General features: G+C 73.5%; 20 protein-coding genes. 4 read left to right on the forward strand and 16 right to left on the reverse strand.

What is annotated here, in order from left to right; all coding sequences use genetic code 11:
• The 14 genes from proB to D476_RS0124830 form a co-directional block, all read right to left on the reverse strand.
• The coding region (gene proB, locus D476_RS0124765) for a glutamate 5-kinase (RefSeq protein ID WP_192826421.1) at positions 1-713 on the reverse strand (713 nt) is incomplete at its 3' end.
• Between the two features lie 155 nt (positions 714-868).
• Positions 869-2,239: a GTPase ObgE gene (gene obgE / locus D476_RS0124770; RefSeq protein WP_017626610.1), complete on the reverse strand. Its 1,371-nt coding sequence runs from the start codon at positions 2,237-2,239 to the stop codon at positions 869-871.
• Between the two features lie 638 nt (positions 2,240-2,877).
• A complete protein-coding gene (gene rpmA, locus D476_RS0124775; RefSeq protein WP_017626611.1) occupies positions 2,878-3,138 on the reverse strand; it encodes a 50S ribosomal protein L27 in 261 nt (86 codons plus the stop codon).
• Between the two features lie 14 nt (positions 3,139-3,152).
• Positions 3,153-3,461: a 50S ribosomal protein L21 gene (rplU, locus tag D476_RS0124780; RefSeq protein WP_017626612.1), complete on the reverse strand. Its 309-nt coding sequence runs from the start codon at positions 3,459-3,461 to the stop codon at positions 3,153-3,155.
• 247 nt (positions 3,462-3,708) lie between these two features.
• The gene (locus tag D476_RS0124785; protein WP_026123831.1) at positions 3,709-7,062 is read right to left on the reverse strand and encodes an Rne/Rng family ribonuclease; all 3,354 of its coding nucleotides are present in this window, start codon (positions 7,060-7,062) and stop codon (positions 3,709-3,711) included.
• Between the two features lie 120 nt (positions 7,063-7,182).
• Positions 7,183-7,944 carry a TIGR03936 family radical SAM-associated protein gene (locus D476_RS0124790; RefSeq protein ID WP_017626614.1) on the reverse strand — a complete coding sequence of 254 codons (762 nt, stop codon included), beginning with the start codon at positions 7,942-7,944 and terminating at the stop codon, positions 7,183-7,185.
• Between the two features lie 500 nt (positions 7,945-8,444).
• Entirely contained in the window at positions 8,445-10,394 is a 1,950-nt protein-coding gene (locus tag D476_RS0124795; RefSeq protein WP_017626615.1) for a TIGR03960 family B12-binding radical SAM protein, read from the reverse strand.
• A gap of 57 nt (positions 10,395-10,451) precedes the next feature.
• Positions 10,452-11,633, reverse strand: coding sequence for a rod shape-determining protein RodA (gene rodA / locus D476_RS0124800; protein WP_017626616.1), 1,182 nt, complete (start codon positions 11,631-11,633; stop codon positions 10,452-10,454).
• Positions 11,634-11,638: 5 nt separating this feature from the next.
• Positions 11,639-13,846 (reverse strand): penicillin-binding protein 2, encoded by a 2,208-nt coding sequence (gene mrdA / locus D476_RS0124805; RefSeq protein ID WP_017626617.1) that lies wholly within the window; start codon positions 13,844-13,846, stop codon positions 11,639-11,641.
• Entirely contained in the window at positions 13,834-14,397 is a 564-nt protein-coding gene (mreD, locus tag D476_RS0124810; RefSeq protein ID WP_026123832.1) for a rod shape-determining protein MreD, read from the reverse strand. Before mreD ends, mrdA begins: the two co-directional genes overlap by 13 nt.
• Positions 14,394-15,329 carry a rod shape-determining protein MreC gene (mreC, locus tag D476_RS0124815; protein WP_017626619.1) on the reverse strand — a complete coding sequence of 312 codons (936 nt, stop codon included), beginning with the start codon at positions 15,327-15,329 and terminating at the stop codon, positions 14,394-14,396. Before mreC ends, mreD begins: the two co-directional genes overlap by 4 nt.
• A 1-nt stretch (position 15,330) precedes the next feature.
• Positions 15,331-16,365 carry a rod shape-determining protein gene (locus D476_RS0124820; RefSeq protein ID WP_026123833.1) on the reverse strand — a complete coding sequence of 345 codons (1,035 nt, stop codon included), beginning with the start codon at positions 16,363-16,365 and terminating at the stop codon, positions 15,331-15,333.
• Positions 16,366-16,568: 203 nt separating this feature from the next.
• Positions 16,569-16,979 carry a nucleoside-diphosphate kinase gene (gene ndk / locus D476_RS0124825; RefSeq protein WP_017626621.1) on the reverse strand — a complete coding sequence of 137 codons (411 nt, stop codon included), beginning with the start codon at positions 16,977-16,979 and terminating at the stop codon, positions 16,569-16,571.
• Positions 16,980-17,168: 189 nt separating this feature from the next.
• Complete coding sequence (locus tag D476_RS0124830) at positions 17,169-17,531, reverse strand: winged helix-turn-helix transcriptional regulator (protein ID WP_017626622.1); 363 nt, start codon at positions 17,529-17,531, stop codon at positions 17,169-17,171.
• Between the two features lie 152 nt (positions 17,532-17,683).
• On the opposite strand from D476_RS0124830, the gene D476_RS0124835 reads away from it, so the two are divergent.
• The gene (locus D476_RS0124835) at positions 17,684-18,091 is read left to right on the forward strand and encodes a RidA family protein (RefSeq protein WP_017626623.1); all 408 of its coding nucleotides are present in this window, start codon (positions 17,684-17,686) and stop codon (positions 18,089-18,091) included.
• Positions 18,092-18,175: 84 nt separating this feature from the next.
• Here D476_RS0124835 and D476_RS35765 read toward each other — a convergent pair whose 3' ends face one another.
• The gene (locus tag D476_RS35765) at positions 18,176-20,026 is read right to left on the reverse strand and encodes a protein kinase domain-containing protein (RefSeq protein WP_083939624.1); all 1,851 of its coding nucleotides are present in this window, start codon (positions 20,024-20,026) and stop codon (positions 18,176-18,178) included.
• A 180-nt stretch (positions 20,027-20,206) separates the two neighbouring features.
• The gene (locus D476_RS0124845; protein WP_017626624.1) at positions 20,207-21,391 is read right to left on the reverse strand and encodes a trans-sulfuration enzyme family protein; all 1,185 of its coding nucleotides are present in this window, start codon (positions 21,389-21,391) and stop codon (positions 20,207-20,209) included.
• 61 nt (positions 21,392-21,452) lie between these two features.
• On the opposite strand from D476_RS0124845, the gene D476_RS0124850 reads away from it, so the two are divergent.
• The 3 genes from D476_RS0124850 to D476_RS0124860 all read left to right on the forward strand — a co-directional run bounded on the left by D476_RS0124850 (position 21,453) and on the right by D476_RS0124860 (position 23,725).
• Positions 21,453-22,907: an aminotransferase-like domain-containing protein gene (locus D476_RS0124850; RefSeq protein WP_026123834.1), complete on the forward strand. Its 1,455-nt coding sequence runs from the start codon at positions 21,453-21,455 to the stop codon at positions 22,905-22,907.
• A 144-nt stretch (positions 22,908-23,051) separates the two neighbouring features.
• Positions 23,052-23,306, forward strand: a complete 255-nt coding sequence (locus D476_RS0124855) for a type II toxin-antitoxin system VapB family antitoxin (RefSeq protein WP_017626626.1) — start codon at positions 23,052-23,054, stop codon at positions 23,304-23,306.
• Positions 23,306-23,725 (forward strand): PIN domain nuclease, encoded by a 420-nt coding sequence (locus D476_RS0124860; protein ID WP_040726999.1) that lies wholly within the window; start codon positions 23,306-23,308, stop codon positions 23,723-23,725. Before D476_RS0124855 ends, D476_RS0124860 begins: the two co-directional genes overlap by 1 nt.
• Positions 23,726-23,836: the final 111 nt, after the last annotated feature.

Consider the following 23,836-nt stretch of genomic DNA (forward strand, 5'->3'; position numbering starts at 1 on the left):
TTCGCCGCCGACGTGAGCACCGTGGGCACCCCCGCCTCGGTGGCGATGCGCGCCGACTCCAGCTTGGTCACCATCCCGCCGGTGCCGACCCCGCGCCCGCCGGTGCCGCCGACGTCCACCCCGGCCAGGTCGCCCGCGCCGGACACCTTCGGGATGCGCCGGGTCCCCGGCTTGGACGGGTTCCCGTCGTAGAGCGCGTCCACGTCGGAGAGCAGCAGCAGCCCCTCGGCCCGCAGCAGGTGCGCGACCAGGGCGGCCAGGCGGTCGTTGTCGCCGAACCGGATCTCGTGCGTGGCGACGGTGTCGTTCTCGTTGACGATGGGCACGCCGCCCATGTCGAGCAGCCGCCGCAGGGTGCGCTGGGCGTTGCGGTACTGCACCCGCCGCATCAGGTCCTCCACGGTGAGGAGCACCTGCGCGGCGGTCAGGCCGTGGCGCGCGAACGCGCCCGTGTAGTGGGCCACCAACAGCCCCTGGCCGACGCTGGCCGCGGCCTGCTGGGTGGCCAGGTCGCGGGGGCGGGCGGCCAGCCCGAGCGGCCCCATGCCCGCGGCGACCGCACCGGAGGAGACGAGCACCAGCTCGGTCCCGGCGGCGCGGCGGCGCGCCAGCACGTCGGTGAGTTCGGCGATGCGGTCGGTGTCGATGTGCCCGTCGGGGGTGGTCAGCGACGAGGAGCCGACCTTGACCACCACGCGCCGCGCCGCGCGCAGTTCACCCCGGGCGCCTCCCCGGGCCCCGCCCGCGGCGGTCCCGGAGGCGCTGTTCGCCTTCTGCCCTGCTGTGCCTTCCTGGTGCACGGCGGACGACTTCCCATCTGTGTCGATCGTCGAAGCGGCCGGGCGGCTGCCACCTCGCCCGCGCGGCGTCAGCCCAGCCGGGAGTCGGTGCCGCGCGGGCCGATCGGCGCCTCGTCGCCGTCGACGCCCGGTGCCCAGTCGAAGACCACGGAGTCCTCCTCGGTGCCGATGTAGACCTCGGCCCCGGCGGTGGCGCCCGCCTTGGCGAGGGCCTCCTCGATGCCGAGCCGGTCGAGGCGCTCGCCGAGGTAGCCGACGGCCTCCTCGTTGGAGAAGTCGGTCTGGCGGACCCACCGCTCGGGCTTGGTGCCGCGCACCCGGAAGGTGTTCTCGCCCAGGGCCACGACCTCGAACGAGGAGTCTTTGAGCTCGCGGGGGCGCAGGACCACCCGGGTGGGCTCGGGCTCGGGCCGGTCGGCGCGGGCGCGGGCGACCTCCTCGCCCATGGCGAAGGCCAGCTCGCGCAGGCCCTCGCGGCTGGCGGCGGAGACCTCCAGCACCCTCAGGCCGCGCTCCTCCAGCATGGGGCGCACGATCTCGGCGAGGTCGCGGGCATCCGGCACGTCGATCTTGTTCAGGACGACCAGCCGGGGCCGGTCGGACAGGTCGACCTCCATCAGCTCGCCGTAGGCGGCCAGCTCGTCCTCCAGGGCGTCGAGGTCGGCGGCCGGGTCGCGGTCGGGGTCGTAGGTGGCGGTCATGCAGTCCAGGACGTGCACGAGGGTGGAGCACCGCTCGATGTGCCGCAGGAAGTTCATGCCCAGGCCGCGCCCCTGGCTGGCCCCGGGGATGAGGCCGGGCACGTCGGCCACGACATACTGCACCTCGCCCGAGTCGACGACGCCGAGGTTGGGGATCAGCGTGGTGAACGGGTAGTCGGCGATCTTGGGCTTGGCCGCCGAAAGGGCCGCGATGAGGGAGGACTTGCCCGCGCTGGGGAAGCCGACCAGGCCGACGTCGGCGATGGTCTTGATCTCCAGGCGCACGTCGACGGCGAGGCCCTCCTCGCCCTTGAGGGCGAAGCCGGGGGCCTTGCGCTTGGGCGAGGCCAGCGCGGCGTTGCCGAGGCCGCCCGCGCCGCCGTCGGCCAGGACCAGGCGGGTCCCGGCGCCGACGAGGTCGGCGATGACCTCGCCGTCCGCCCCTGTGACGACGGTGCCGTCCGGAACGGGGAGCACGAGGTCGTCGCCGTTGGCGCCGTTGCGATTGCCGCCCTTGCCGGGTGTGCCGTTCCCCGCTCTGCGGTGGGGGCGGCGCTGGTATTCGAGGAGGGTGGCGATCTGCGGATCGACCTCCAGGACGACGTCCCCGCCGCGCCCGCCGTTGCCGCCGTCGGGGCCGCCGAGGGGCTTGAACTTCTCCCGGTGGATGGAGGCACAGCCGTGCCCGCCGTCACCGGCCTTGACGTGCAAGGCGGCTTCGTCGACGAAATCGGGCATGTGCCTGGTACTCCCCATGTCGCGCCGGCGCGCACTCCGGCGCGCGGATTGAAGCTTCGTGGCCCCTCGACCCGCCCGTCCGATCCGGGCGAGGAGGAAAGATCCACCGCTCAACACTCTAGACGGTCGGACCAAACGACGGCGAAGCCATTGGGGCAGGAGAGACCGATCACACCGTGGAGGAGGGGCGGGAGGACGGGCGGTGGCCGCTGGCCGGTCCTCCAGCGCTCCCCGCACGTGCGGGGAGCACGGGTTCCTCGACGTGTTCGACACCGAGATCCGGGGTCCATCCCCGCGCGTGCGGGGAGCACCGAGTGGACGATCCCTGGCCCGACCTGAAGGCGGGTCCATCCCCGCGCGTGCGGGGAGCACTCCAAGCTCGGAAAGGCGCGAGTGCCGCGCGGAGGTCCATCCCCGCGCGTGCGGGGAGCACAAGTTGTACCCGATGTCCGACCAGCCGTTGCCGGGTCCATCCCCGCGCGTGCGGGGAGCACTCTCGTTGACCTGGGGTGTTCCCCGGCCAAGGCGGCCTCTCATGCCACTTCGCACGTCCCCATCATCCACGAAAGGCGGGTCGGAAGGGTTCCCCCCTCCTGACCCGCCTCTACGCGGATTGCCTCGTCTCGCGGCGCGCCTGATTACTCGGCGCCGGCCGGGACGATGCTGACGGCCTTGCGGCCGCGCCGGTTGCCGAACTCGACCTTGCCCTCGACCAGCGCGAACAGGGTGTCGTCGCCACCGCGGCCGACATTGTCGCCGGGGTGGAACTTCGTCCCACGCTGGCGGATCAGGATCTCGCCGGCCTTGACGGCCTGGCCGCCGAAGCGCTTGACACCGAGCCGCTTAGCGTTGGAGTCACGCCCGTTACGGCTGGACGATGCGCCCTTCTTGTGTGCCATCGGGGAGCCCTCCTCTACTTGGCGATGCCGGTGACGCGGACCCGGGTGTACTTCTGGCGGTGACCCAGGCGCTTCTTGTAACCGGTCTTGTTCTTGTATTTGATCATGTTGATCTTCGGGCCCTTGGTCTCGCCGAGGACCTCGGCGGTGACCTTGTAGGCGCTCAGCTCGCTGGAGTCGCTGACGACCTTGCCGTCGTCGACGATCAGCAGCGGCTCCCAGGACACCGTCGAACCGGTCTCCTCGGAGACCCTGTCGATGTTCAAGACGTCATCGACAGACACCTTCTCCTGTCGGCCGCCCGCTCGCACGATCGCGTACACCGGGGAACTCTCTTCCTGCTCGTGGACAATCCCCGCCGAGGCGGGGAGTGAAATGCGCTGCTGTTGACCGCAGCCCCATACCCACCGGGCTCCCGCTAGGGGGCGTGGGAATCGAAGTCGGGTCTCGGGCGCGCGAACGATAGGGGCGCGCCGACGCACCGACCTTCAGGTTACCACCGCCCGGTCAGGGCCCGGCACGCCCGGGTCGGGGCCGGACCGCAGCGCACCGCGGTCCGGCCCGCGCCCGTCAGGCCTCGACGACCGCCGACTCCGAGGGCGTGCCGCCGGTCTTGGAGCGCCGGGTGCGGCGGCGGCGCGGGCGCTCGGCCCCGCCGTCGGCCTCTCCGGCGTCGGCGGAGTCCGCGGAGGCCGCGGCGCCGTCGGACGCGCCCGCCTCCTGCTCCGCCGCCGCGGCGCCCGGGGGCTCCGCGGAAACCTTCTGGGCCGCGTCCGCGGCCGGTGCGGCGTCCTCGGCGGGCTCGGCCGCCTCCTCCGCCGCCTTCTTGGTCCGGCGCGTGGACGAGGCGGACTTCGCCGTCTTCGACCCGGCCTCGGCGGTGCTCTTCGCGGCCGCCTTGGTGCCGGTCTTGGACGTGCTCTTGGCGGTCTTCGCCTTGGCCGCCGTCGACGCCTTGGCGGTGGACCGCGTGGAGGCACGCTTGGCCTTCTTTGGCGCCTCCTGCGCCTCCTCCACCGCCTCGCCCTCGGCGGCGGACTCCCGGGCGCCCTCTGCGGGCGCCTCGGCGACCGGCTCGGCCTCCTGCACGGCCGCCTCGGCGACCGGCTCAGGGGCCGCCTCGGCGGCGGGCTCCTCGGCCGCGGCCTGCTTGGCGGACCTGCGCCTGGACGAGCGCTTCTTGGGCGCCTCCTTGGCCTCCGGCTCGGCCGCCTCGGCCTTCTCGGCGGCCTTGTCGTCCTTGGCGGCGGCCTGCTCGCCGTCGGCCCCGTCGGCCTTCTCCGACTTCTCGGCCGCCTGGTCGGCGCCCTTGTCGGAGCCGTTCTTGCCCTTCTTCTTCCGGCCGCCGCCTCCGGAGCCGCCGCCCTTGCCCTCGACGGGCTCGCTGGACAGCACCAGGCCGCGGCCGTTGCAGTGCTCACAGGAGTGCGAGAACGCCTCCAGCAGCCCCTGCCCGACGCGCTTGCGGGTCATCTGGACCAGGCCCAGCGAGGTGACCTCGGCCACCTGGTGCTTGGTGCGGTCCCGGGACAGGCACTCCAGCAGCCGCCGCAGCACCAGGTCGCGGTTGCTCTCCAGCACCATGTCGATGAAGTCGATCACGATGATGCCGCCGATGTCGCGCAGCCGGAGCTGGCGCACGATCTCCTCGGCCGCCTCGAGGTTGTTCTTGGTGACCGTCTCCTCCAGGTTGCCGCCCTGGCCGGTGAACTTGCCGGTGTTCACGTCGACGACGGTCATCGCCTCGGTGCGGTCGATGATCAGCGAGCCGCCGCTGGGCAGCCACACCTTGCGCTCCAGCGCCTTGGTGATCTGCTCGTCGATCCGGTAGGCCTCGAAGACGTCGCGCTCGCCGTCCCAGCGGGTCAGCCGCTCGGCCAGGTGCGGGGCCACGTAGTCCACGTAGTCGCGGACCGTGTCCCAGGCCTCGCCGCCGGAGACGACCAGGCTGGAGAAGTCCTCGTTGAAGACGTCCCGGACCACCTTGACCGTGAGGTCCGGCTCGCTGTTGAGCAGCGAGGGCGCCGAGGCCGACTTCGACTTGCGCTTGATCGACTCCCACTGGGAGGCCAGGCGGGAGATGTCCCGCTCCAGCTCCTCCTCGCTGGCGCCCTCGGCGGCGGTGCGCACGATCACGCCGGCGTCGGAGGGCATCACCTTCTTGAGGATCTGCTTGAGCCGCGCCCGCTCCTTGTCGGGGAGCTTGCGGCTGATGCCGGTCATGTTGCCGTGCGGCACGTACACCAGGTAGCGGCCGGGCAGGCTGATCTGGCTGGTCAGCCGCGCCCCCTTGTGCCCCATCGGGTCCTTGGTGACCTGCACCAGGACCGACTGGCCGGACTTGAGGGCCGACTCGATCCGCCGGGGCTGGCCCTCCATGCCGGAGGCGTCCCAGTTGACCTCGCCCGCGTACAGCACCGCGTTGCGGCCCTTGCCGATGTCGACGAAGGCGGCCTCCATCGACGGCAGCACGTTCTGCACCCGGCCCAGGTACACGTTGCCGACGTAGGAGCGGTGGGTGGCGCGGTCCACGTAGTGCTCGACGAGGACGTCGTCCTCCAGCACCGCGATCTGGGTGCGGTCCTCGATGCGGCGCACGATCAGGTCGCGCTTGACCGACTCGCGGCGGGCCAGGAACTCCGACTCGGTGATGATCGGGGCGCGGCGGCGGCCCTGCTCGCGGCCCTCGCGGCGGCGCTGCTTCTTGGCCTCCAGGCGGGTGGAGCCGCGGACCGCCTGGACCTCGCTCTCGGCGCTGGCGGCCGCGCGCGGCTCACGCACCCGCACCACGGTGTTGGGCGGGTCGTCCTTGGACGGCGACTCCTCGCCGCCGCCGTCCCCGGAGCCCCGGCGGCGGCGACGGCGGCGGCGACGGGTGCCCGCGCCCTCGTCGGCCTCGTCCTGCCGGGCGGCGGCCTTCCCGCCGTCGGCGGCCTCGGCCTCGGCGGCGGGCTCCTCGCCCTCACCGCCCTCGTCCTGCTCGTCGCCCGAGCGCGACCGGCCGCGCCCTCGGCCGCCCCGGCGGCGGCGACGGCGGGTGGGGCGCTCGTCGGAGGCCTCCGCCGACTCGTCGGTGTCGTCGGTGTCGTCGGTGTCCCCGGTGCCGGCCTCGGCGGCCTCCTCCTCGGCCTCCTCCGCGGTGTCCTCGGCGGGCGCGTGTGTGCCGTTGGACGCGGCCGCGGGGGCGCCCGCGGGCGGGGCGATCGGCGGCTGGAACAGCACCATGGGCGGCTGGAAGGGCGCGGTGGCCGACGCCTCGGCGGCCGACGCCTCGACGGCGGGCTCCTCGACGGCGGGCTCCTCGGCGGCCGCGGCCTGGGCGGGCTCGGGCTCCGGCTCAGCCGCCGCCTTCCTGCGGCCCGTGGTCCTCTTGGCGGCCGCCTTCCTGGCGCCCGCCTTCCTCTCCTCGGCCTGCTCGGCCCGCCCGTCGGCCTTCGCCTCATCGGCGGCACCGGCGTCGGCGGTCTCGGCGGTCTCGGCCTTGGCGGTGCGCCGCGTCCGCGTGCGGGCGCGCGGCTTGTCCACCGGCTCCTCGGGCGCCGCTGCGGCGGCGCCCTCGGCCTGCCCGTACTCCTCGGCCTCGTCGGCGGCGCCCGCCTCAGCGGCCTCGGCCGCGGCGACGGTGCGCCGGGCGGGGACGGCGGGGGCGGGCGGCTCCTCAGGTGTGATCACCCGGCGCGCCGCGCCCGCGGCCTTGGGGGCGGAGACGACCACCTGGTGGGCGTCGTCGTCCACCTGCCCGGCCGGCCGCGTGAGCGGCGCGGCGGGGGCCGCCTGCGGGGCGTCGGGCTCCGGCGGCGGGCCTGCGGCCCGCACCCCCCTGCGCCCGGCCGGTGCGCTCACCTTGACCTCGGCGTCGGTCCCTGCTGCTTCAGTTGTTCCCGCGGTGCCTTCGGCACCGCCGTTGGGCTCGTTTTCGAGCATCCGGGCGGTCTCCCGTCAGAGCTCTCGGGCGCGGCTCCGGCTCGGTGCCCGGCCGCGGCTCGCGAGAGCTGTCGTCGCTGTGTCGGCGCCCGGCGGCCTCCCGCCGCCGGGGCAAAGTCGTCATGTCGGGCCCGCGATCCCCGACGGGGGCGGCGTCAGCCGCTCCCCTTCCGCGGGTCCGGGGGCCGCGCCCCGTCGATCCGTCGCGAACGGGTCGGCGATCCCTCCGGACCCCTCGTCCAGCGGCCCCTGCGCCAGCCGGGTCATCATCGGCGATGACGGCGGCGCCAGGCCGGCCGCGTGACGGAGGCCGGTCACCACGTCGTCCGGCCGAACGGCAGGTGCGGTGTGCCGGACGACCATCCGAAGTATGGCATATGTCGCGTTGTGTTCCCTTGCGGCGCGCGCGTCCGACTCCAGCCGGACGACGGCCGCGCGGACGTCGAAGCGGCGGCGGCCCTTCTTGGTGAGCCGCTCGACCTCGACGCTGTCGGCCGCCATGAAGGCGGCCACCGCACTCTCGGCGTCGTCGGGGGCGACGCCGGGCAGCTCCACCCGCCACCGTGAGGCCTGCAACCGGTCGGCCAAGCCTCCCGGCCCCGCCTGGACGGCCTCCACGACGTCCAACCCGTCGGGCAGGGCGGCGTCGAGGCCGGCGCGCACCCGCGCCGGCGGTACGGACTCGGCGAGCACCATCTCGAAGTACTCCGCCTCACTGGCCACCCCGGTGGGAGCGGCCCCCGTGTAGGAGAGCTTCGGATGGGGTGTGAACCCCGCCGAGTAGGCGACGGGAACGCCCGCCTTGCGGATCGCCCTCTCCAGAGCGCGCGCGATGTCGCGATGGCTGGCGAAGCGCATCCGGCCGCGCTTGGCGTAGCGCACGCGCAGCCGCGGTGCGGGGCGGTCGTCGGCGGGCGAAGCGGTGCCCTCAGGTGCGGGGGGCAGCGGAACTCCTTTCCTCGTCGACCCCCCTGGCGGGGTGCCGATACCAACACGACACACCCACCTGGGGAATTCACGTCCCATTCAGCCTACGGCCCGCGGGGGGCGGAGCGCGCCACCGCCCCGGGGGCGAGCGCCCATCACCCGACGAAACGGGGCCTGCCGGCCGCCGGCGCCGCGCTCAGGGCACACCCGTGCTGTTCCCAGGGCGACACCGGTTGAAAAGCGGACACGCCACCCCGTGATCCCTGCGGACCCCGGGCCCCGGCCGCCCCACTACCCGGAGAACACCGCGATGACCTGCGAAAATCCCCTCTAACAAAGATTCTTCGAGATTTTTCGCCGACCATGCAAACCATCCGGGCGCCCCGTCCGTCCTACTGGACGTATGGCCCGGTGCGAGCGGGGCACCGGGCCATACTCCTTCGCCTCCGCGTCGTCTAGACCACGCTCAGCGGCAACAGCTTGGAGCGGTCCGCGGGGGCGGCGCCGATCTGGATCCCGGTGCCCATGCTGGGGCACACCCCGCAGTCGTAGCAGGGGTTCCAGCGGCAGTCGTCGACCTCCACCGACTCCTCGCCGTGCTGGGCGTCCTGCCAGTCCTGCCACAGCCACGACCGGTCCAGCCCGGCGTCCAGGTGGTCCCAGGGCAGCACCTCGTCCTCGGCGCGCTCGCGCACCGTGAACCAGTCCGCGTCGACCGGCTGTCCGGCCAGGGCCTCCTCGGCACAGCGTATCCACCGCTCATAGGAGAAGCGCTCGCTCCACCCGTCGAACCGGCCGCCGTCGCGCCACACCCGCTCGATGACCGCGCCCACCCGGCGGTCGCCGCGGGAGAGCAGGCCCTCGATGATGGAGGGGCTGCCCTCGTGGTAGCGCAGCCCGACCGCCTTGCCGTAGCGCTTGTCCGCGCGCAGCGCGTCGCGGAGCTTGCGCAGCCGCGCGTCCACGGTCTCGGCCGGGGTCTGGCCCGCCCACTGGAACGGCGTCTGCGGCTTGGGCACGAACCCGCCGATGGACACGGTGCACCGGATGTCCTTGCGCCCGGTGACCTCACGACCGGTGCGGACGACCTCCTTGGCCAGGTCGGCGATGGCCAGGACGTCCTCGTCCTCCTCGGTGGGCAGGCCGCACATGAAGTACAGCTTGACCTGGCGCCACCCGGCCTCGTAGGCGGCGGTGACGGTGCGGATCAGGTCCTGCTCGGTGACCATCTTGTTGATCACCCGGCGCATCCGCTCGCTGCCGCCCTCGGGGGCGAACGTCAGGCCCGAGCGGCGCCCGTTGCGGGTCAGCTCGTTGGCCAGGTCGATGTTGAAGGCGTCCACCCGGGTGGAGGGCAGCGACAGGCCGGTGTTGGTGCCCTCGTAGGCGTCGGCCAGCCCCTTGGCGATGCCGCCGATCTCGGTGTGGTCGGCGCTGGACAGCGAGAGCAGCCCCACCTCCTGGAAGCCGGTGTTGCGCACCCCCTCGTCGACCATGGACTGCACGGTCTCCTTGCTGCGCTCGCGCACCGGGCGGGTGATCATGCCCGCCTGGCAGAACCGGCAGCCGCGGGTGCAGCCGCGGAAGATCTCCACGCTGTAGCGTTCGTGCACCGACTCGGCCACGGGCACGATCGGCGCCTTCGGGTAGGGCCAGGAGTCCAGGTCCATCACGGTGTGCTTCTGCACCTGCCAGGGCACCCCGGGCCGGTTGGGCCGGTAGCCGCCGATGCGCCCGTCGGGCAGGTACTCCACGTCGTAGAAGCGCGGCACGTACACCCCGCCCCCGGCCGCGAGCCGCTCCAGCAGCCCGTCGCGGCCGCCCGGGCGGCCCTCGCGCTTCCACTCCCGCACGACCTCGGTGATCGCCAGGGCGACCTCCTCGCCGTCGCCCAGCACCGCGGCGTCCAGGAAGTCGGCGACCGGCTCGGGGTTGAACGCGGCGTGCCCGCCGCCCAGCACCACCGGGTGGTCACCGGTGCGGTCGGCCGCGTGCAGCGGGATGCCCGCCAGGTCCAGGGCGGTGAGCAGGTTGGTGTAGCCCATCTCGCTGGCGAAGCTGACGCCCAGCACGTCGAAGCCGCCCACCGGGCGGTGCGCGTCCACGGTGAACTGGGGGATGCCGTGCTCGCGCATGAGCGCCTCGAGGTCGGGCCAGACCGCGTAGGTGCGCTCGGCGAGCACGCCCTCGCGCTCGTTGAGGACCTCGTAGAGGATCTGCACGCCCTGGTTGGGCACGCCCACCTCGTAGGCGTCCGGGTACATCAGGGCCCAGCGGACCTCGGCGCCCTGCCAGTCCTTGGCGACGGAGTTGAGTTCGCCGCCGACGTACTGGATCGGCTTCTGCACACGCGGCAGAAGCGCTTCCAGCTGCGGAAGGACGCTCTCACCGGCATTGAAGGACATGGGACTGTCGCCTCCGGGTCGGGTTCTGCGGCACGTGCCCTACCAGGGTATGCCGTGTCACTCGAAGCCCCGGTCGCGCGCGTGCACCCCGAGGACCAGGCCCACCGCGCACATGTTGGCGATCGTGGCGCTGCCGCCGTAGGAGACGAACGGCAGCGGGATGCCGGTGATCGGCGTGACGCCGATGGTCATGCCGATGTTGATGAACCCCTGGAAGGCGAACCAGGCGGCCACCCCCACGCACACCAGCCGGGCGTAGGGCTGCTCGCACCCGGCGGCGATGCGCAGGATCCGCATCAGCACCAGCGCCAGCAGCGCGATGACGGCGATGCCGCCGACGAACCCCAGCTCCTCCCCGGCGACGGTGAAGATGAAGTCGGTGTGCTGCTCGGGGACGAACCGTCCGGCGGTCTGCTCGCCCCGGAACAGGCCGGTGCCGCTGATACCGCCCGAACCGACGGCGATCATCGCCTGGTTGGCGTTGTAGCCGGTGCCGCGCGCGTCGACGGAGGGGTCCAGGAAGCTGGTGAAGCGCGCCAGCTGGTAGGCCTTGAGCAGGCCGAACCACCACACCGCGGCGACCGCCGCCACCCCGCAGGCCAGCATCCCGGCGATCCACCGCAGCGGCGCCCCGGACAGGGTGAGCATGGCCAGGTAGGTGACGCCCACCACCATGCCGGTCCCCAGGTCGGGCTGGAGCATGACCAGGGCCAGCGGGACCGCCATGGCCCCCAGGCTGAACAGCACGTCGCGGCTGGTGGGCGCGGTCTCCCCGTCGCGGGGCTCGCCCAGCACCATGGCGACCATCAGCACCAAGCCCACCTTGGCGAACTCGGAGGGCTGGAGCTGGACCGGGCCGAGCGCGACCCACGACCGGGAGCCGTTGACCACCTCGCCCAGCGGGGAGAGCACCAGCGCCAGCAGTACCGAGGAGGCCGTGAACACGACCGGGGCGTAGGCGCGGGGCTTGCGGTAGTCGACGAAGGCGACGGCCGACCCGGCCACCAGCGCCACCCCCACGTGCATCAGGTGACGCTCGACGTAGGCCAGCGGGCTCTCCGGGTGTCCGGGCTCGTAGGTGGCGGCGGCCAGCAGCAGCGTGCCGATCGCGGTCAGCGCCAGGACGCCGCCCGCCAGGGTCCAGTCGAGGCGGCGCGGGCGGTTCCCGGCCACGGTGTGGAACGCCCGCGAGGCGGCGCCGCGGCGCAGGGGCTCGGGTGCCGAGCGCGTGGTGGACACGGCCCTCACTCCCCCGCCGCCAGGCCGATGGTGCCGTCGGGGCGCACGTCGGGCAGCTCCTCCAGGGGCTCGCCGCCGGGCAGGTCCGGGTCGCCGCCCTTGACGCTCTTGTCCTCGCCGCCCTCGGCCTTCCCGTCCTCGCCGTCCTCGCCCTCACGGGTGAAGCCGTAGATGCCCTCGTAGATCTCCCGGACGATGGGGGCGGCGGTCTCGCCGCCGGTGCCGCCCTTGGGCACGACCACCACCACGGCCAGCCGCGGATCGTCGGCCGGGGCGTAGGAGGCGAACCAGGCGGTGGAGTCGCTGTTGAGCGCCGACCCCGAACCGGTCTTCCCGGCGATGGAGACCTCGTTCTGCGGGAACCCGCCGAAGGCGCCGCGCGCGGTGCCCTCCTTGGGCACCTGGGTGACGGCCTTCTGGATGTAGGTCAGGACCTCCGGGGGCACGTCCAGCTTCCCGGCCTCCTCCGGCTCGATCCGCTCGACCGTCTCGCCGTCGGCGGAGACCAGGGCCTTGCCCACGCGCGGCTCCCACAGGGTGCCGCCGTTGGCCACGGCCGCGTAGGCGCGCACCAGCTGCAGCGGCGTCACCAGCACGTCGCCCTGCCCGATGGAGAAGTTGACCGCGTCGCCGGCGCGCCACCGGTAGCCGTCGGTGCAGTTCTCCTTGGCGACCCTCTGCAGGTACGAGGCCCGTCCCGGGTCCTCCTCGGCGACGCCGGGGTAGCCCTCCTTGGCGCGCTTGCAGCTGTCCTCCTTGGTGGCCTCCCACAGCTCCCGCTTCCACTCGCGGGTGGGGATGCGCCCGGCGGCCTCGTGCGGCAGGTCGACGCCGGTGGGCTGGCCGAACCCGAAGTCCTCGGCGGTGCGGGCGAACACGTCGTCGGGCTTCTTCTTGCGCTCGTCCCGGCGCCACTCGTCGTAGGCCATCTGGTAGAAGACCGTGTTGCAGGAGACCACGATGGCGCGGTGCAGGCTGAGCGCTCCGTGCGCGGACCCCTCGTAGTTCTCGAACGAGCGGTTGCCCACCGAGATGGAGGAGGGGCAGGAGTAGGTGCCGCGCAGCGGCTTGCCGCCCTTCACCCCCGCCGCCAGCGAGGACACCTTGAAGGTCGAGGCGGGCGGGTACTGCCCCTGCATCACCCGCGAGGTCAGCGGCGACCCCGCCTTCTCGCTCAGCAGCTCCTCGAACGTCCCCTGGTCGATCCCGCCCTGCCAGACCGACGGGTCGTAGGAGGGAAGGCTGGCCGAGGCCACGATGCCGCCGGTGCGCACGTCCATCACCACGCCCGCGGCGGTGGAGGCGGGGTGGCCGGCTCCGCGCGCCCGCTCGATGCCGCGCCGCAGGGCCTCCTCCACGGTCTTCTGCACCCGCTGGTCGATGGTGGAGACCAGGTGCATGCCGGGCTCGGGGCGCTGCTCGTCGACGACCCCGGTCACCTCGCCGCGGTTGTTGACGGCCAGGGTGCGCACCCCGGCGGTGCCGCGCAGCTCGGCGTCGTAGGTGGCCTCCAGGCCGTCCCGGCCCACCTGGTCCACGCCGCTGTACTGCTTGCGCAGCTCCTCGCGGGCCTCCAGCTCCTCCTGGGTGACCGGCTGGAGGTAGCCCAGGGCCTGGGAGGCCAGCTCGCCGTTGGGGTAGTCGCGCACCGCCAGGTGCTGGGCGGAGACGGCCGGGAAGTCCTCGCTGCGCTCCATGATCTGCAGCGCCGCCCTGGGGTCCACGTCGTCGGCGAGGGTGACCGGCTGGTACGGCGAGCCGGGCCAGCAGGGGCGGCTCACCTCCGGGCCGCACAGCCGGGTGCGCTGCTTGATCGTGTCGGCGGGCTCGTCCACCACCTCGGCCACCCGCTCCAGGACCTCGGCCCCCTGGTCGGGCATCGCCTGCAGGGCGTGCCAGTCGGCCGAGACCACCAGGGCGGTGCGGTTGCGCACCAGCGGCCGCCCCGCCTGGTCCAGGATCAGGCCCCGGGTGGCGGGCACCACCAGGTCCTGGGTGTGGGTGGCCTCCGCCAGCCGCGCGAAGTGCTCGCCCATGGGCACCTGCAGGTACCACAGCCGCACGCCGAGGGCCGCGAACAGCGCCAGCACCAGCACCTGGGCCAGCACCAGGCCGCGCCGCCCGGGCGCCGTGCGGGGGGTGGGCCCGCCCCCCGGCGCGGCGCCGCCGGCGCGCCGCCGGGTGCGCCTCTGCCGCCTCCTCATCCACGCCATCCGCGCGTCCCTCCCCCGCTGAACGCGGGCAGGTCGGGGTAGCCGCCCTCGGAGTAGGCGTCCGGGGCCACCGCCCGCATGATCCGCCCCACCGGGGCCAGTACCAGGGGACTGACCAGCATCGTCTCCGCGGCCGAGAGCGGCACCGCCAGGGCGGCGGCCGCCAGGCCGACCCGCGGGTCGCCCAGGCCCGCCCCCAGGAGGGCGAACCCGGCGGCGGTGCCCAGGGCGGCCGCGGCGGCCGTCCCGTAGGCGCGGGCGCGGCCGCGGCCCTCGACCCGCCCGTAGCGCGCGACCAGGTAGCCCGCCAGGCAGTACAGCAGTGCGTACCGCCCGGCCTCGTGGTCGGCGGGCGGCAGCAGGTCCACCGCGAGCCCGGCGCAGAACCCGGTGACGGCCGCCCCGGCGGGGCCGCTGCGCAGCGCGGTGGCCACGACCGCCAGGACGACCAGGTCGGGGCCCACGCCCCAGGGCAGCGGGAGCCGGTTGACCAGCGCGGCCTGCGCCAGCACCGCCGCGGCCACCAGCAGCGCGGTCACCGCCCCCTTCATCGGTCCCCCTGCTGCCGGTCGGAGCGCTCGGGCGGCCGGGCGGCGTCGCCGTCCGGCTTGTCGGGCAGCACCGAGTCGCGCGGGTCCTCCTCCGGGCCGCCGACGACGACCCCCACCACGTCCAGGGAGCCCAGGTCGGCCGCGGGCCGGATCTCGGCGGTGCGGGTGAGCGCCCCGGGGGTGTCGCGCACCCGGGTCACGGTGCCCAGCGGCACGCCGGGCACGAAGGGGGCGTCGTTGTGCGAGCCCATGGTCACCACCCGGTCGCCCTCCTCCAGGGGGGCGTCGGCCTGCATCAGCTCCAGGACGGCGGGGGCGCGGCCGTCCAGGGCGCGGGACTCGCCGTGCACCGCGCCGATCTCCCGCGACCCCTCCATGCGCGCCCCCACCGAGGAGGCGCCGTCGGTGAACAGCAGGACCGTGGAGGTGGAGCGGGAGGCCCGGATGACGCGGCCGACCAGGCCGGAGCCGTCGACCACGGTCATGTCGCGGGCGACCCCGTCGCGGGTGCCGGCGTCCAGAGTGACCGTCTCGGCGTAGCCGCCCGAGCCCATCCGGGTCACCGCCTGCGCGGGGACGATCTCGTAGCCGCCCAGGCCGGACAGGTGCAGCAGGTCGTCGAGGCGCTCGGAGCGGACCCCGTCCTGTTCGGCGGCGGCCAGCTCGGCGCTCAGGCGCCGGTTGCGCTCCTCCAGCTCCTCGATGCGCGCGCGGGCGCCCGGTGCGGCGGCGAGCGTGCGGTAGCCGTCGGCGACCGGCCGGGCCGCGGTCGACACCGCCCCGGCGACCGGGCCGAAGGCCGCGCCGGCCGCGGCGCGGGCGGTGCCGGTGACCGGGTCCGTGCCCGGTCGGCCGTCGAGCACCATCAGCGCGATGGCGGCCGCCACCAGCAGGACCAGGACCAGGCGCGGGCGTGGGCCGTCGCGCCGCATCTCAGCGCCGCCGTTCGGGGACGAGGACCTGGTTCAGGCGCTCGTAGTTCTCCACGCACGTGCCCGAGCCGATGGCGACCGAGTCGAGCGCGTTCTCGGCCAGGTGGATGGGCATGCCGGTCTCGTGGCGCAGCCGGTCGTCCAGGCCGCGCAGCAGGGCGCCGCCGCCGGTGACGGCGATGCCGCGGTCCATGATGTCGCCGGACAGCTCCGGCGGGCACTTGTCCAGGGTGGTGCGCACCGCGTCGATGATGGCGGTGACCGGCTCCTCGATGGCCTGGCGCACGTCGGCGGCGGAGAGCACCACCGTCTTGGGCAGGCCGCTGACCAGGTCGCGCCCGCGCACCTCGGCGTGCAGCTCCTCGGCGCCGGTCGGGTAGGCCGAGCCGATGGCGAACTTGAGCTCCTCGGCGGTGCGCTCCCCGATCATCAGGGAGAACTCCTTCTTGACCGAGGTCATCACCGCCTGGTCCAGCTCGTCGCCGCCGACGCGGATGGACTGGGAGGTGACGATGCCGCCCATGGAGATGACGGCGACCTCGGTGGTGCCGCCGCCGATGTCGACGACCATGTTGCCGGTGGGCTCGTGCACCGGGAGCCCGGCGCCGATCGCGGCGGCCATGGGCTCTTCGACGATGTGCACCCGGCGGGCGCCGGCCTGGTAGCCGGCCTCTTTGACCGCGCGGTGCTCCACCGAGGTGATGCCGCTGGGGACGGCGACGACGACGCGGGGCTTGGCGAAGTGGCGGCGGCGGTGGATCTTCTGGATGAAGTAGCGCAGCATGCGCTCGGTGATCTCGAAGTCGGCGATGACGCCGTCCTTGAGGGGGCGGACCGCGGTGATATCGGACGGGGTGCGACCGATCATCTGCTTCGCCTCGACGCCCACCGCCACGATCTTGCCGGTCGAGGTGTTGAGGGCCACGACGGACGGCTCGTTGAGCACGATGCCCCTGCCGCGCACGTAGACCAGTGTGTTGGCGGTACCGAGATCGACCGCCATGTCGCGGCCGAGAAAGGCGAGATTAGTGGTCATGAATCGTCCTCAGCGGCACCGAATCGGCGCGTCGCGCACGGGGCGGGCAATAGGGTCTCGTTCCAGCACGGATGTGGATCCAGCACCCGTATCGTAACGCTGGGGAGTTGCTCCGTTACGCAAACACACCGAATCGTTGCACCGCTGAGGACTCGGGCGGACGAGGCGTCGGCCGGGGCGGCCGACGGGGACCGGTCCGGCGGTCAGGCCTGCAGGTCGGGGAAGAAGAGCTTGATCTCCCGCTCGGCCGAGTAGGTCGAGTCCGAGCCGTGCACGATGTTGGCCTGGACCTCCAGGGCGAAGTCGCCGCGGATGGTGCCGGGCGCGGCCGAGACCGGGTCGGTGGCCCCGGCCAGGGCACGGAAGGCCTCGACGGCGCGCTCGCCCTCGACGACCATGGCGACCAGCGGGCCGCCGGTGATGAACTCGACGAGCGAGGGGAAGAACGGGCGCTCGGCGTGCTCCTCGTAGTGCGTCTTGGCGGTCTCCTCGTCGAGCGTGCGCAGGTCCATGGCGACGATCCGCAGGCCGCGGCGCTCGATGCGGGAGATGACCTCGCCGATGATGCTCCGCCGGACGCCGTCGGGCTTGATCAGGACAAGGGTGCGCTCCACGTGGTTCTCCTCAGGGGTGTCGGGTAGGCGTCATGCGGGGCGGCCGGCGGTTTCGGTCCGCACCTGCGGCGGGCGGTCGGCCCGCTCCTGGGGTGCGCCGTCGGCCCCGGTGGGCGCAACTTTACCCGCGCGGCGGCGGTCGCGAGGCCGGTTCGGGGCAGCCCCTAATGCCGCGGAACCGGCGGGCGCTCAGCCCTCGAAGCGGCTGCGGGAGTCCTCGATGTGGGCGAGGTGGGCGCGGGTCCAGTCGCAGAACAGGTCGACGGCCTCCCGCAGGGCGCGGCCGGGCCCGGTGAGGGCGTAGTCGACCCGCGGCGGGACAGTGGGGTGCACGGTCCGCTCGGCCAGGCCGTTGCGCTCCAGCATGCGCAGGTTCTGCGTCAGCATTTTGTGACTGATGCCCTCGACCTCGGCGCGCAGCTCGCTGAAGCGCAGGGTGCGCTCCCCCAGGGCCTCGATGATCAGCAGCGCCCACTTGTTGGCGACGTCGGAGAAGATCTCCCGCGCCAGGGAGTCCGCCCGGCGCAGGTCCGCGTCCGCTTCGTTCTTCATGCCCGTTCCACCCCTGCCCTGCTCGGTTACCGCCGGGTTCCCCCGTTACGGAAAAGTGCGTTCTTCCACGTCGGCGCTCACTCTCCTACGGTTCCCGAGTAACCACAAGAGAGCGCGGGCCGACCGGCGCCGCGCACGAGGAGAGGACCGGCATGGCCGTCACCCTGATGCACCCCGAAGGGCTCCCCAAGATCGACCTGTACGGGCAGGTGTCGGTCGCGACCGGGTCGCGGCTGGTGTCCGTGGCCGGGCAGGTGTCCTGGGACGCCGAGCAGAACACGGTCGGCGCGGGGGACCTCGCCGCCCAGATCGAGCAGTGCTACCGCAACGTCGCCACCGGCCTGGAGGCGGCAGGGGCGACCTTCGACGACGTGGCGCGGCTGACCGTGTACGTCGTGGACTGGACGCCGGACCTGATGCCCGTGTTCCTGGAGGGCATGGAGCGGGTGGCCAAGGCGCTGGGCAAGGCGCCGACACCTCCGATCGCGGTGATCGGCGTCGCCGCGCTGGACATCCCCGACCATTTGGTGGAGATCGAGGCGACGGCCCTCGTCGACTGAGGCGGCCCCACGGACGGCCGACCGGCGACAGCGTCCTCCGGGGCTTGGAGGGGGGAGCCTACGGGGCGGGCACCGGTCGGCCGCTCAGTCGGAATCCGTCTTCGGGACGAGGCAGGCGACTCTGTCCGTGGAGACCGAGACGGTATGCTGCTCCTGGATCCACTCGGGCACGTCATCGCAGACATGGCGCCTGACCCCGGAGGCCTCCTGGTAGTAGGGGAACCCGCTGGCGGTCCCCGTACGCACCTCGGCCGCAGTGTACGCGGCCGCGGCAGAGAAACAGGGGATCTCCACCGGATCACCGTCGCCGATGTAGGTGATGCAGTCCCCCGCCACGATCTCCGCGGTGCCGTCGTTGGCCCACCGGCTGGCCCATTGGGCGAACTCGTAGTGGTTGGTGTACAGGAGAGCGACGACGGCGACCGCGACCGCGGCGGCGATCCACCCTCCGAAGGACTCCGACCCGCTCTGTGCCGCCTCGTCCCCGGTCGTGCCCCCTCCCGTCGTCCCCTCGGGGCTCGCCGCCTCGCCGGAGCCCTGCGCGCCGGACGGCCGAGCGGGCCGGGAGACCGGTGACCCCCACTTCCCCTGTGCGTGCTTCTGCGGGTGGGGGAAGACGAAGGCGCCGGGCGAGGGCCCGTGCCGAGATGAGGCGATGCCGTTGCGGTTCGAGGAGAAGTAGACGGTTTGGCCGGGCCTGACTTCGAACGTGACCGTGCCTCCGCGGCTCAGGCTGATGAGCCCGGCGTGCACGGCGGCGAAGCCGACCGAGGAGTCGTCGGTATAGACCTCGTCTCCGCGGACTTCGCCGCGAACGGTGCCTTCGGCCGGCGGCAGGGTGACGGTGAAGCGCTCGAAGTCGCGGCCCCGGAAGTTCATGGCGGTGAACCCCCACCCCACTTTGGTCTTGCCGAGGGAGACCGGGGCCGGAGCCGCGCGGTTCGCCGGACGCGCGGAGGACGGCGCCTTCCCGGCCCCGGCTTTCGGTTCGGCCTTCCGCCCCTCCCCCACCTGCTCCGCCGCTCGTCCCGCCTGCGCCGCCCCCGGCGACAAGGCATCGGCCCCCTCGGGGCCGACGAGGGTCAGGACCTTCGTCCTCTCCCGGGTGATGACCTCGGTGACCGCGTCGGGCACCCAGTGCGCACCGGGCGGTGCCTCCTCCGCCTCCGCCTGTGATGCGAGGTCATCCAGCACATCGTCCGTGGAGGGTCTTCGCCCCGGCTCTTTTTCGAGGCAGGACTTCACCAGCTTGGCCAGGCGCCCCGAGACCCCGGACAGGTCGGGCGCCTCGTGCACGATCCGGTAGGCCACCGCATGCGGCGCCCCCGTCCCGAAGGGGCCGGCGCCTGTGGCGGCGAAGAAGAGCACGCACCCCAGGGAGAACACGTCGCTCGGCGGGCCGATCTCCTCGCCCCGCGCCTGCTCGGGAGACATGAACGCCGGGGTTCCCAGCACGGTCCGGCTCTGCGTGAAGCTGGTCGCGTCCATGGCCCGCGCGATGCCGAAGTCGATCAGCCGGGGCCCGTCCTCGGCCAGGATGACGTTGCCGGGCTTGAGGTCCCGGTGCACCAGCTCCTTGGCGTGGACAGCGGCCAGCCCCTCCGCGAGACCCGCCCCCAGGGCGGCGACCGCCCCCACCGGGAACGGGCCGTGCCCGTCCACGGCCCACTGCAGGGACGGCCCCGCGATGTAGGCCGTGGCGAGCCACGGCGGCGTACCACCGGTATCGGCGTCGACGACCTGGGCGGTGTAGTGGCCGCCGACGCGGCGGGCGGCGTCGACCTCCAGGGTGAACCGGCGCAGGAACCCGTTGTCCCCGGCGAGCTCGTCGCGCACGACCTTGACGGCGACGGGACGGCCGCCCTTGGAGCTGCCGAGGAACACCTGCCCCATTCCCCCTGCGCCCAGGCGCGCCTTGAGCCGGTAGGGACCCACGGAACGTGGGTCACCGCTGCGCAGGGGTGCGAGCACGGGACCTCCCGGCGTCGGGGCCCGGCGAGGCCCGGGTCCCAGCATGATGCCAGGCACGCACGACCGGCGAACAGACCTGGACCCCCTGCCGCACAGGGGTTCCGGCACCGGACAGCACCCGGACCGACGGCCCCCGCCTCGCGGTCACACGGCGGCGAGCGCCCGCTCGATGTCGGCCCACAGGTCGTCGGGGTCCTCGATGCCCACCGCGATCCGCACCGTCCCCTCGGTGATGCCCGCGGCCTCCAGCTCGGCGGCGGTGAGGCGGTGGTGGGAGGTGGAGGCGGGCGCCATCGCCAGCGTCTTCACGTCGCCCAGGGACGGGGCCAGGCTCGCCACCTCCAGCGCCTCGGTGAAGGCGGCGCCCGCCGCCCGGCCGCCGTGCAGGTCGAAGGAGAGCACGCCGCCGCCCGAGGCGAGCAGCCGGGAGGCCAGGGCGTGGTCCGGGTGGTCGGGCAGGTCGGGGTGGGCGACCGAGCGCACAGCCGGGTGCTCGGCCAGGCGGCGGGCGATGGTGGCCGCGTTGGCGCCGTGCCGGGGCATGCGCAGCGCCAGCGTCCGCAGGCCGCGCAGGGTGAGCCAGGCGTTGAAGGGAGAGGCGCAGGCGCCCAGTTCGACGCCGTGCTCCCACACCCGCCGGTGCAGGCCGCGGTCGGCGAAGACGGCGGCGCCGCCGATCGCGTCCCCGTGCCCGCTCAGGTACTTGCTGGTGGAGTGGAGGGAGATGTCGGCGCCGTGGTCGAGCGGGCGGAACAGCAGCGGTGTGGCGAAGGTGTTGTCGACGGCCGTGGGCACCCCGGCCTCGCGGGCGGCCGCGGCCAGCGCGGGCACGTCGCTCACGCGGGTGGTGGGGTTGGCGATGGTCTCCAGGTACAGCAGCCGGGTGTTCGGCCGCAGGAGGGCCCGCACCTCCTCGGGGTCGTCGCCGGACACCCGGTCGACCTGCACGCCCCAGCGCTTCTCCAGGTCGGTGAACAGGGCGTGGGTGCCGCCGTAGAGAGCGCGCTGGGCGATGACGTGGTCCCCGCCGCCCACGAGGGCGGTGACCACGGCGTTGACCGCACCCATGCCGGAGGCGTAGGCGGTGGCGGCGGCCCCGTGTTCGAGGTCGGCGAGGGCGTGTTCCAGGGAGCTGACGGTGGGGTTGGAGTAGCGGCCGTACAGGGGGGCGGCGCCGGGGCCGTCGAAGGCCCCCGCCAGCGCCTCGGCCGTCGCGAAGGAGAACAGGTGGTCGAGGTGGAGCGGGGTGCCCAGCGGGCTGCTGCCCTCGGGCTCGGACACCGGGGTGTGCACGCTGCGGGTCGCGTCGTCGAGTGCGGTGCGTTCCATGACCCCATGCCACCGGGGATTGGTCCTCGGGTACAGGGCCAATCAGGGCAGAATGGTCCGCATGGGAACGGACAAGGTGGACGCGCGGACCCTGGCGTCACTGCTGGGGCGCTGGTCGGCGGGGCGGGGGCCGCTGTACCTGCTGCTGGCCGGGCGGATGCGGCGGCTGATCGAGGAAGGGACGCTGCGCGCCGGGGCGGTCCTGCCGCCCGACCGGGTACTGGCCTCGGCGCTGGCGGTGGGGCGCACCACGGTGGTCGCGGCCTACGAGGAGCTGCGCGGCGAGGGGCGGATCGAGCGGCGCCAGGGCAGCGGCACCCGGGTGGCCGAGGCGGTGCCGCTACCCCCGGCGGTGGGCGGCGGGCCGGAGAACCCGATGTTCCTGCACCTGATCGAGCCGCAGGACGGGACGGTGGTGCTGAGCTGCGCCGCCCCGGAGGAGCCGCCGCCGGAGGTCGCCCGCGCCTACGGGGAGGTGTCCCTGCCCTCGGCGGTCGACCTGGGCTACCACCCGGCGGGGCTGGCGCGGCTCCGGGAGGCGGTGGCCGCGAAGTACACGGCGCAGGGGGTGCCGACCGCGCCTGAGCAGGTGCTCGTGACCACCGGGGCGCAGCAGGCGCTGTCGCTGCTGGTGGAGCACCTGGTGGCGCCGGGCGACGGGGCGCTGGTGGAGGCACCGACGTACGCGGGGGCGCTGGACGTGCTGCGGGCGTCGGGGGCCGCCCTGATGGCGGTACCGACGGGGTCCGAAGGGCTGGACGTGGCGCGGGCGGTGCGGCTGATGGCCGAGCGGCGCCCGGTGCTGGCCTACACGGTTCCCAACCACCACAACCCGACCGGGTCGGTGCTGCCGCCGCTGGCGGCGCGGCGGCTGGTGCGGGCGGCGGCGCAGCACGGGGTGGTGCTGGTGGACGACGCGGTCGCCGCCGACCTGTCGCTGGACGGCGCACCGGCGCCGCCGCCGCTGGCGGCCTACGGGGAGGCGGTGACGGTGGGGTCGCTGAGCAAGGTGGCCTGGGGCGGGCTGCGCGTGGGGTGGCTGCGGGCCCGCGAGGAGCTGGTGGCGCGGCTGGCCCGGCTGAAGTCGATGCGGGACCTGGGCGGCGAGGTGGGGTCCCAGCTCGTGGCGGCGCGACTGCTGGAGGACTACGAGCAGGTGCGCGGACGCCGCACGCGGGCCCTGCGGGAGGGGCACGACCTGTTGCGCGCGGAACTGGGGCGGCTGCTGCCGGAATGGGAGTGCCCTCCGGTGGCCGGGGGCCAGACGGTGTGGGTGCGCCTGCCGCGCGGGGACGCGGCGTCGTTCGCGCAGGTGGCGATCAGGCACGGGGTGGCGGTGCTGCCGGGCCCGGCCATCGACGCCTCGGGCGGGAGCCGCGACCGGCTGCGTCTGCCGTTCTCCCCCGCCCCGGACCGCCTGACGGAGGGCCTGCGGAGGCTGGCGGAGGCGTGGAACGCCTACACGGCCCCGAAGGGGACCCCGAGGGCGGTGTCCCTGGGTGCGGTCGTGGTGTGAGGAGGCCACGCCTTCTGAGGACGGCGGACCCAGGGTTATACAGGCGGGCAGCGCACTGCCGATGCAGAACAAGGCACATCGGACGCACCAGGGAATCTTGCCGAGACACACCACTATGACCCCAATAGAGCCTACAATTCATGCATGACAAGGATCACTGTTGATGTCAATGACGAGTGGCTCGATGCAGCCCGCGAAGAGCTGGGAACCGGGACGAAGGTAGCGACGATCAACGCCGCACTGGAGATCTTCGCCGAGCGAAGAAGGGCCCGAGAGGCCCTCGAAGCCTTCGACGAGGTGGAGATGGACTTCGAGGGTTCGTCTGCTTCCTTCGGATACGGGGGTGGACGCGACCTCTCCCGGCTCGACGAGGAAGCCAGGACGAGGAAGGCCGTGTGATGGCGGGAGCCGTCTATCTCGCCGACACCTCGGTCTACGTCCACCGCGCACGCCATGCCGAGGTCAAGAGGCGCTTCGACTCCCTGATGCTCGACGGACGACTGGCGGCCTGCCAGATGGTCGCGCTGGAATACCTCAACAATGCTCCGGATCCCAAGGCCTACGAGACGCTCTGGCGTGCGCTTCACGCCCAACGCTGGATGGACGTCACCCCCACCGCCATGGATCGTGCCTTGGAGGTCCACCGACGACTGGCGGAGAAGAGCCGTCATCGTCACTTCCGCCTTCCTGACCTGATCATCGCCGCGACGGCCGAGGAGAACGGGGCGGTCGTCCTCCACTACGACGCGGACTACGACCGGATTGCGGAGGTCACCGGTCAACCTGTCGAGTGGGTCGTCGCCCGGGGAAGCCTCTGACGGCCCCTGCTAGGGTGTTCCCTTCGCACGACGAGCACACAGGGCCCGACAACCAGTGCCACCAGGCTACGAGGCCCGAAACCTGAGAAGCCACGGGGCACGGGCGCGCTC

Source organism: Nocardiopsis chromatogenes YIM 90109 (assembly GCF_000341185.1).
GTDB classification, from domain to species: Bacteria; Actinomycetota; Actinomycetes; order Streptosporangiales; family Streptosporangiaceae; genus Nocardiopsis_A; species Nocardiopsis_A chromatogenes.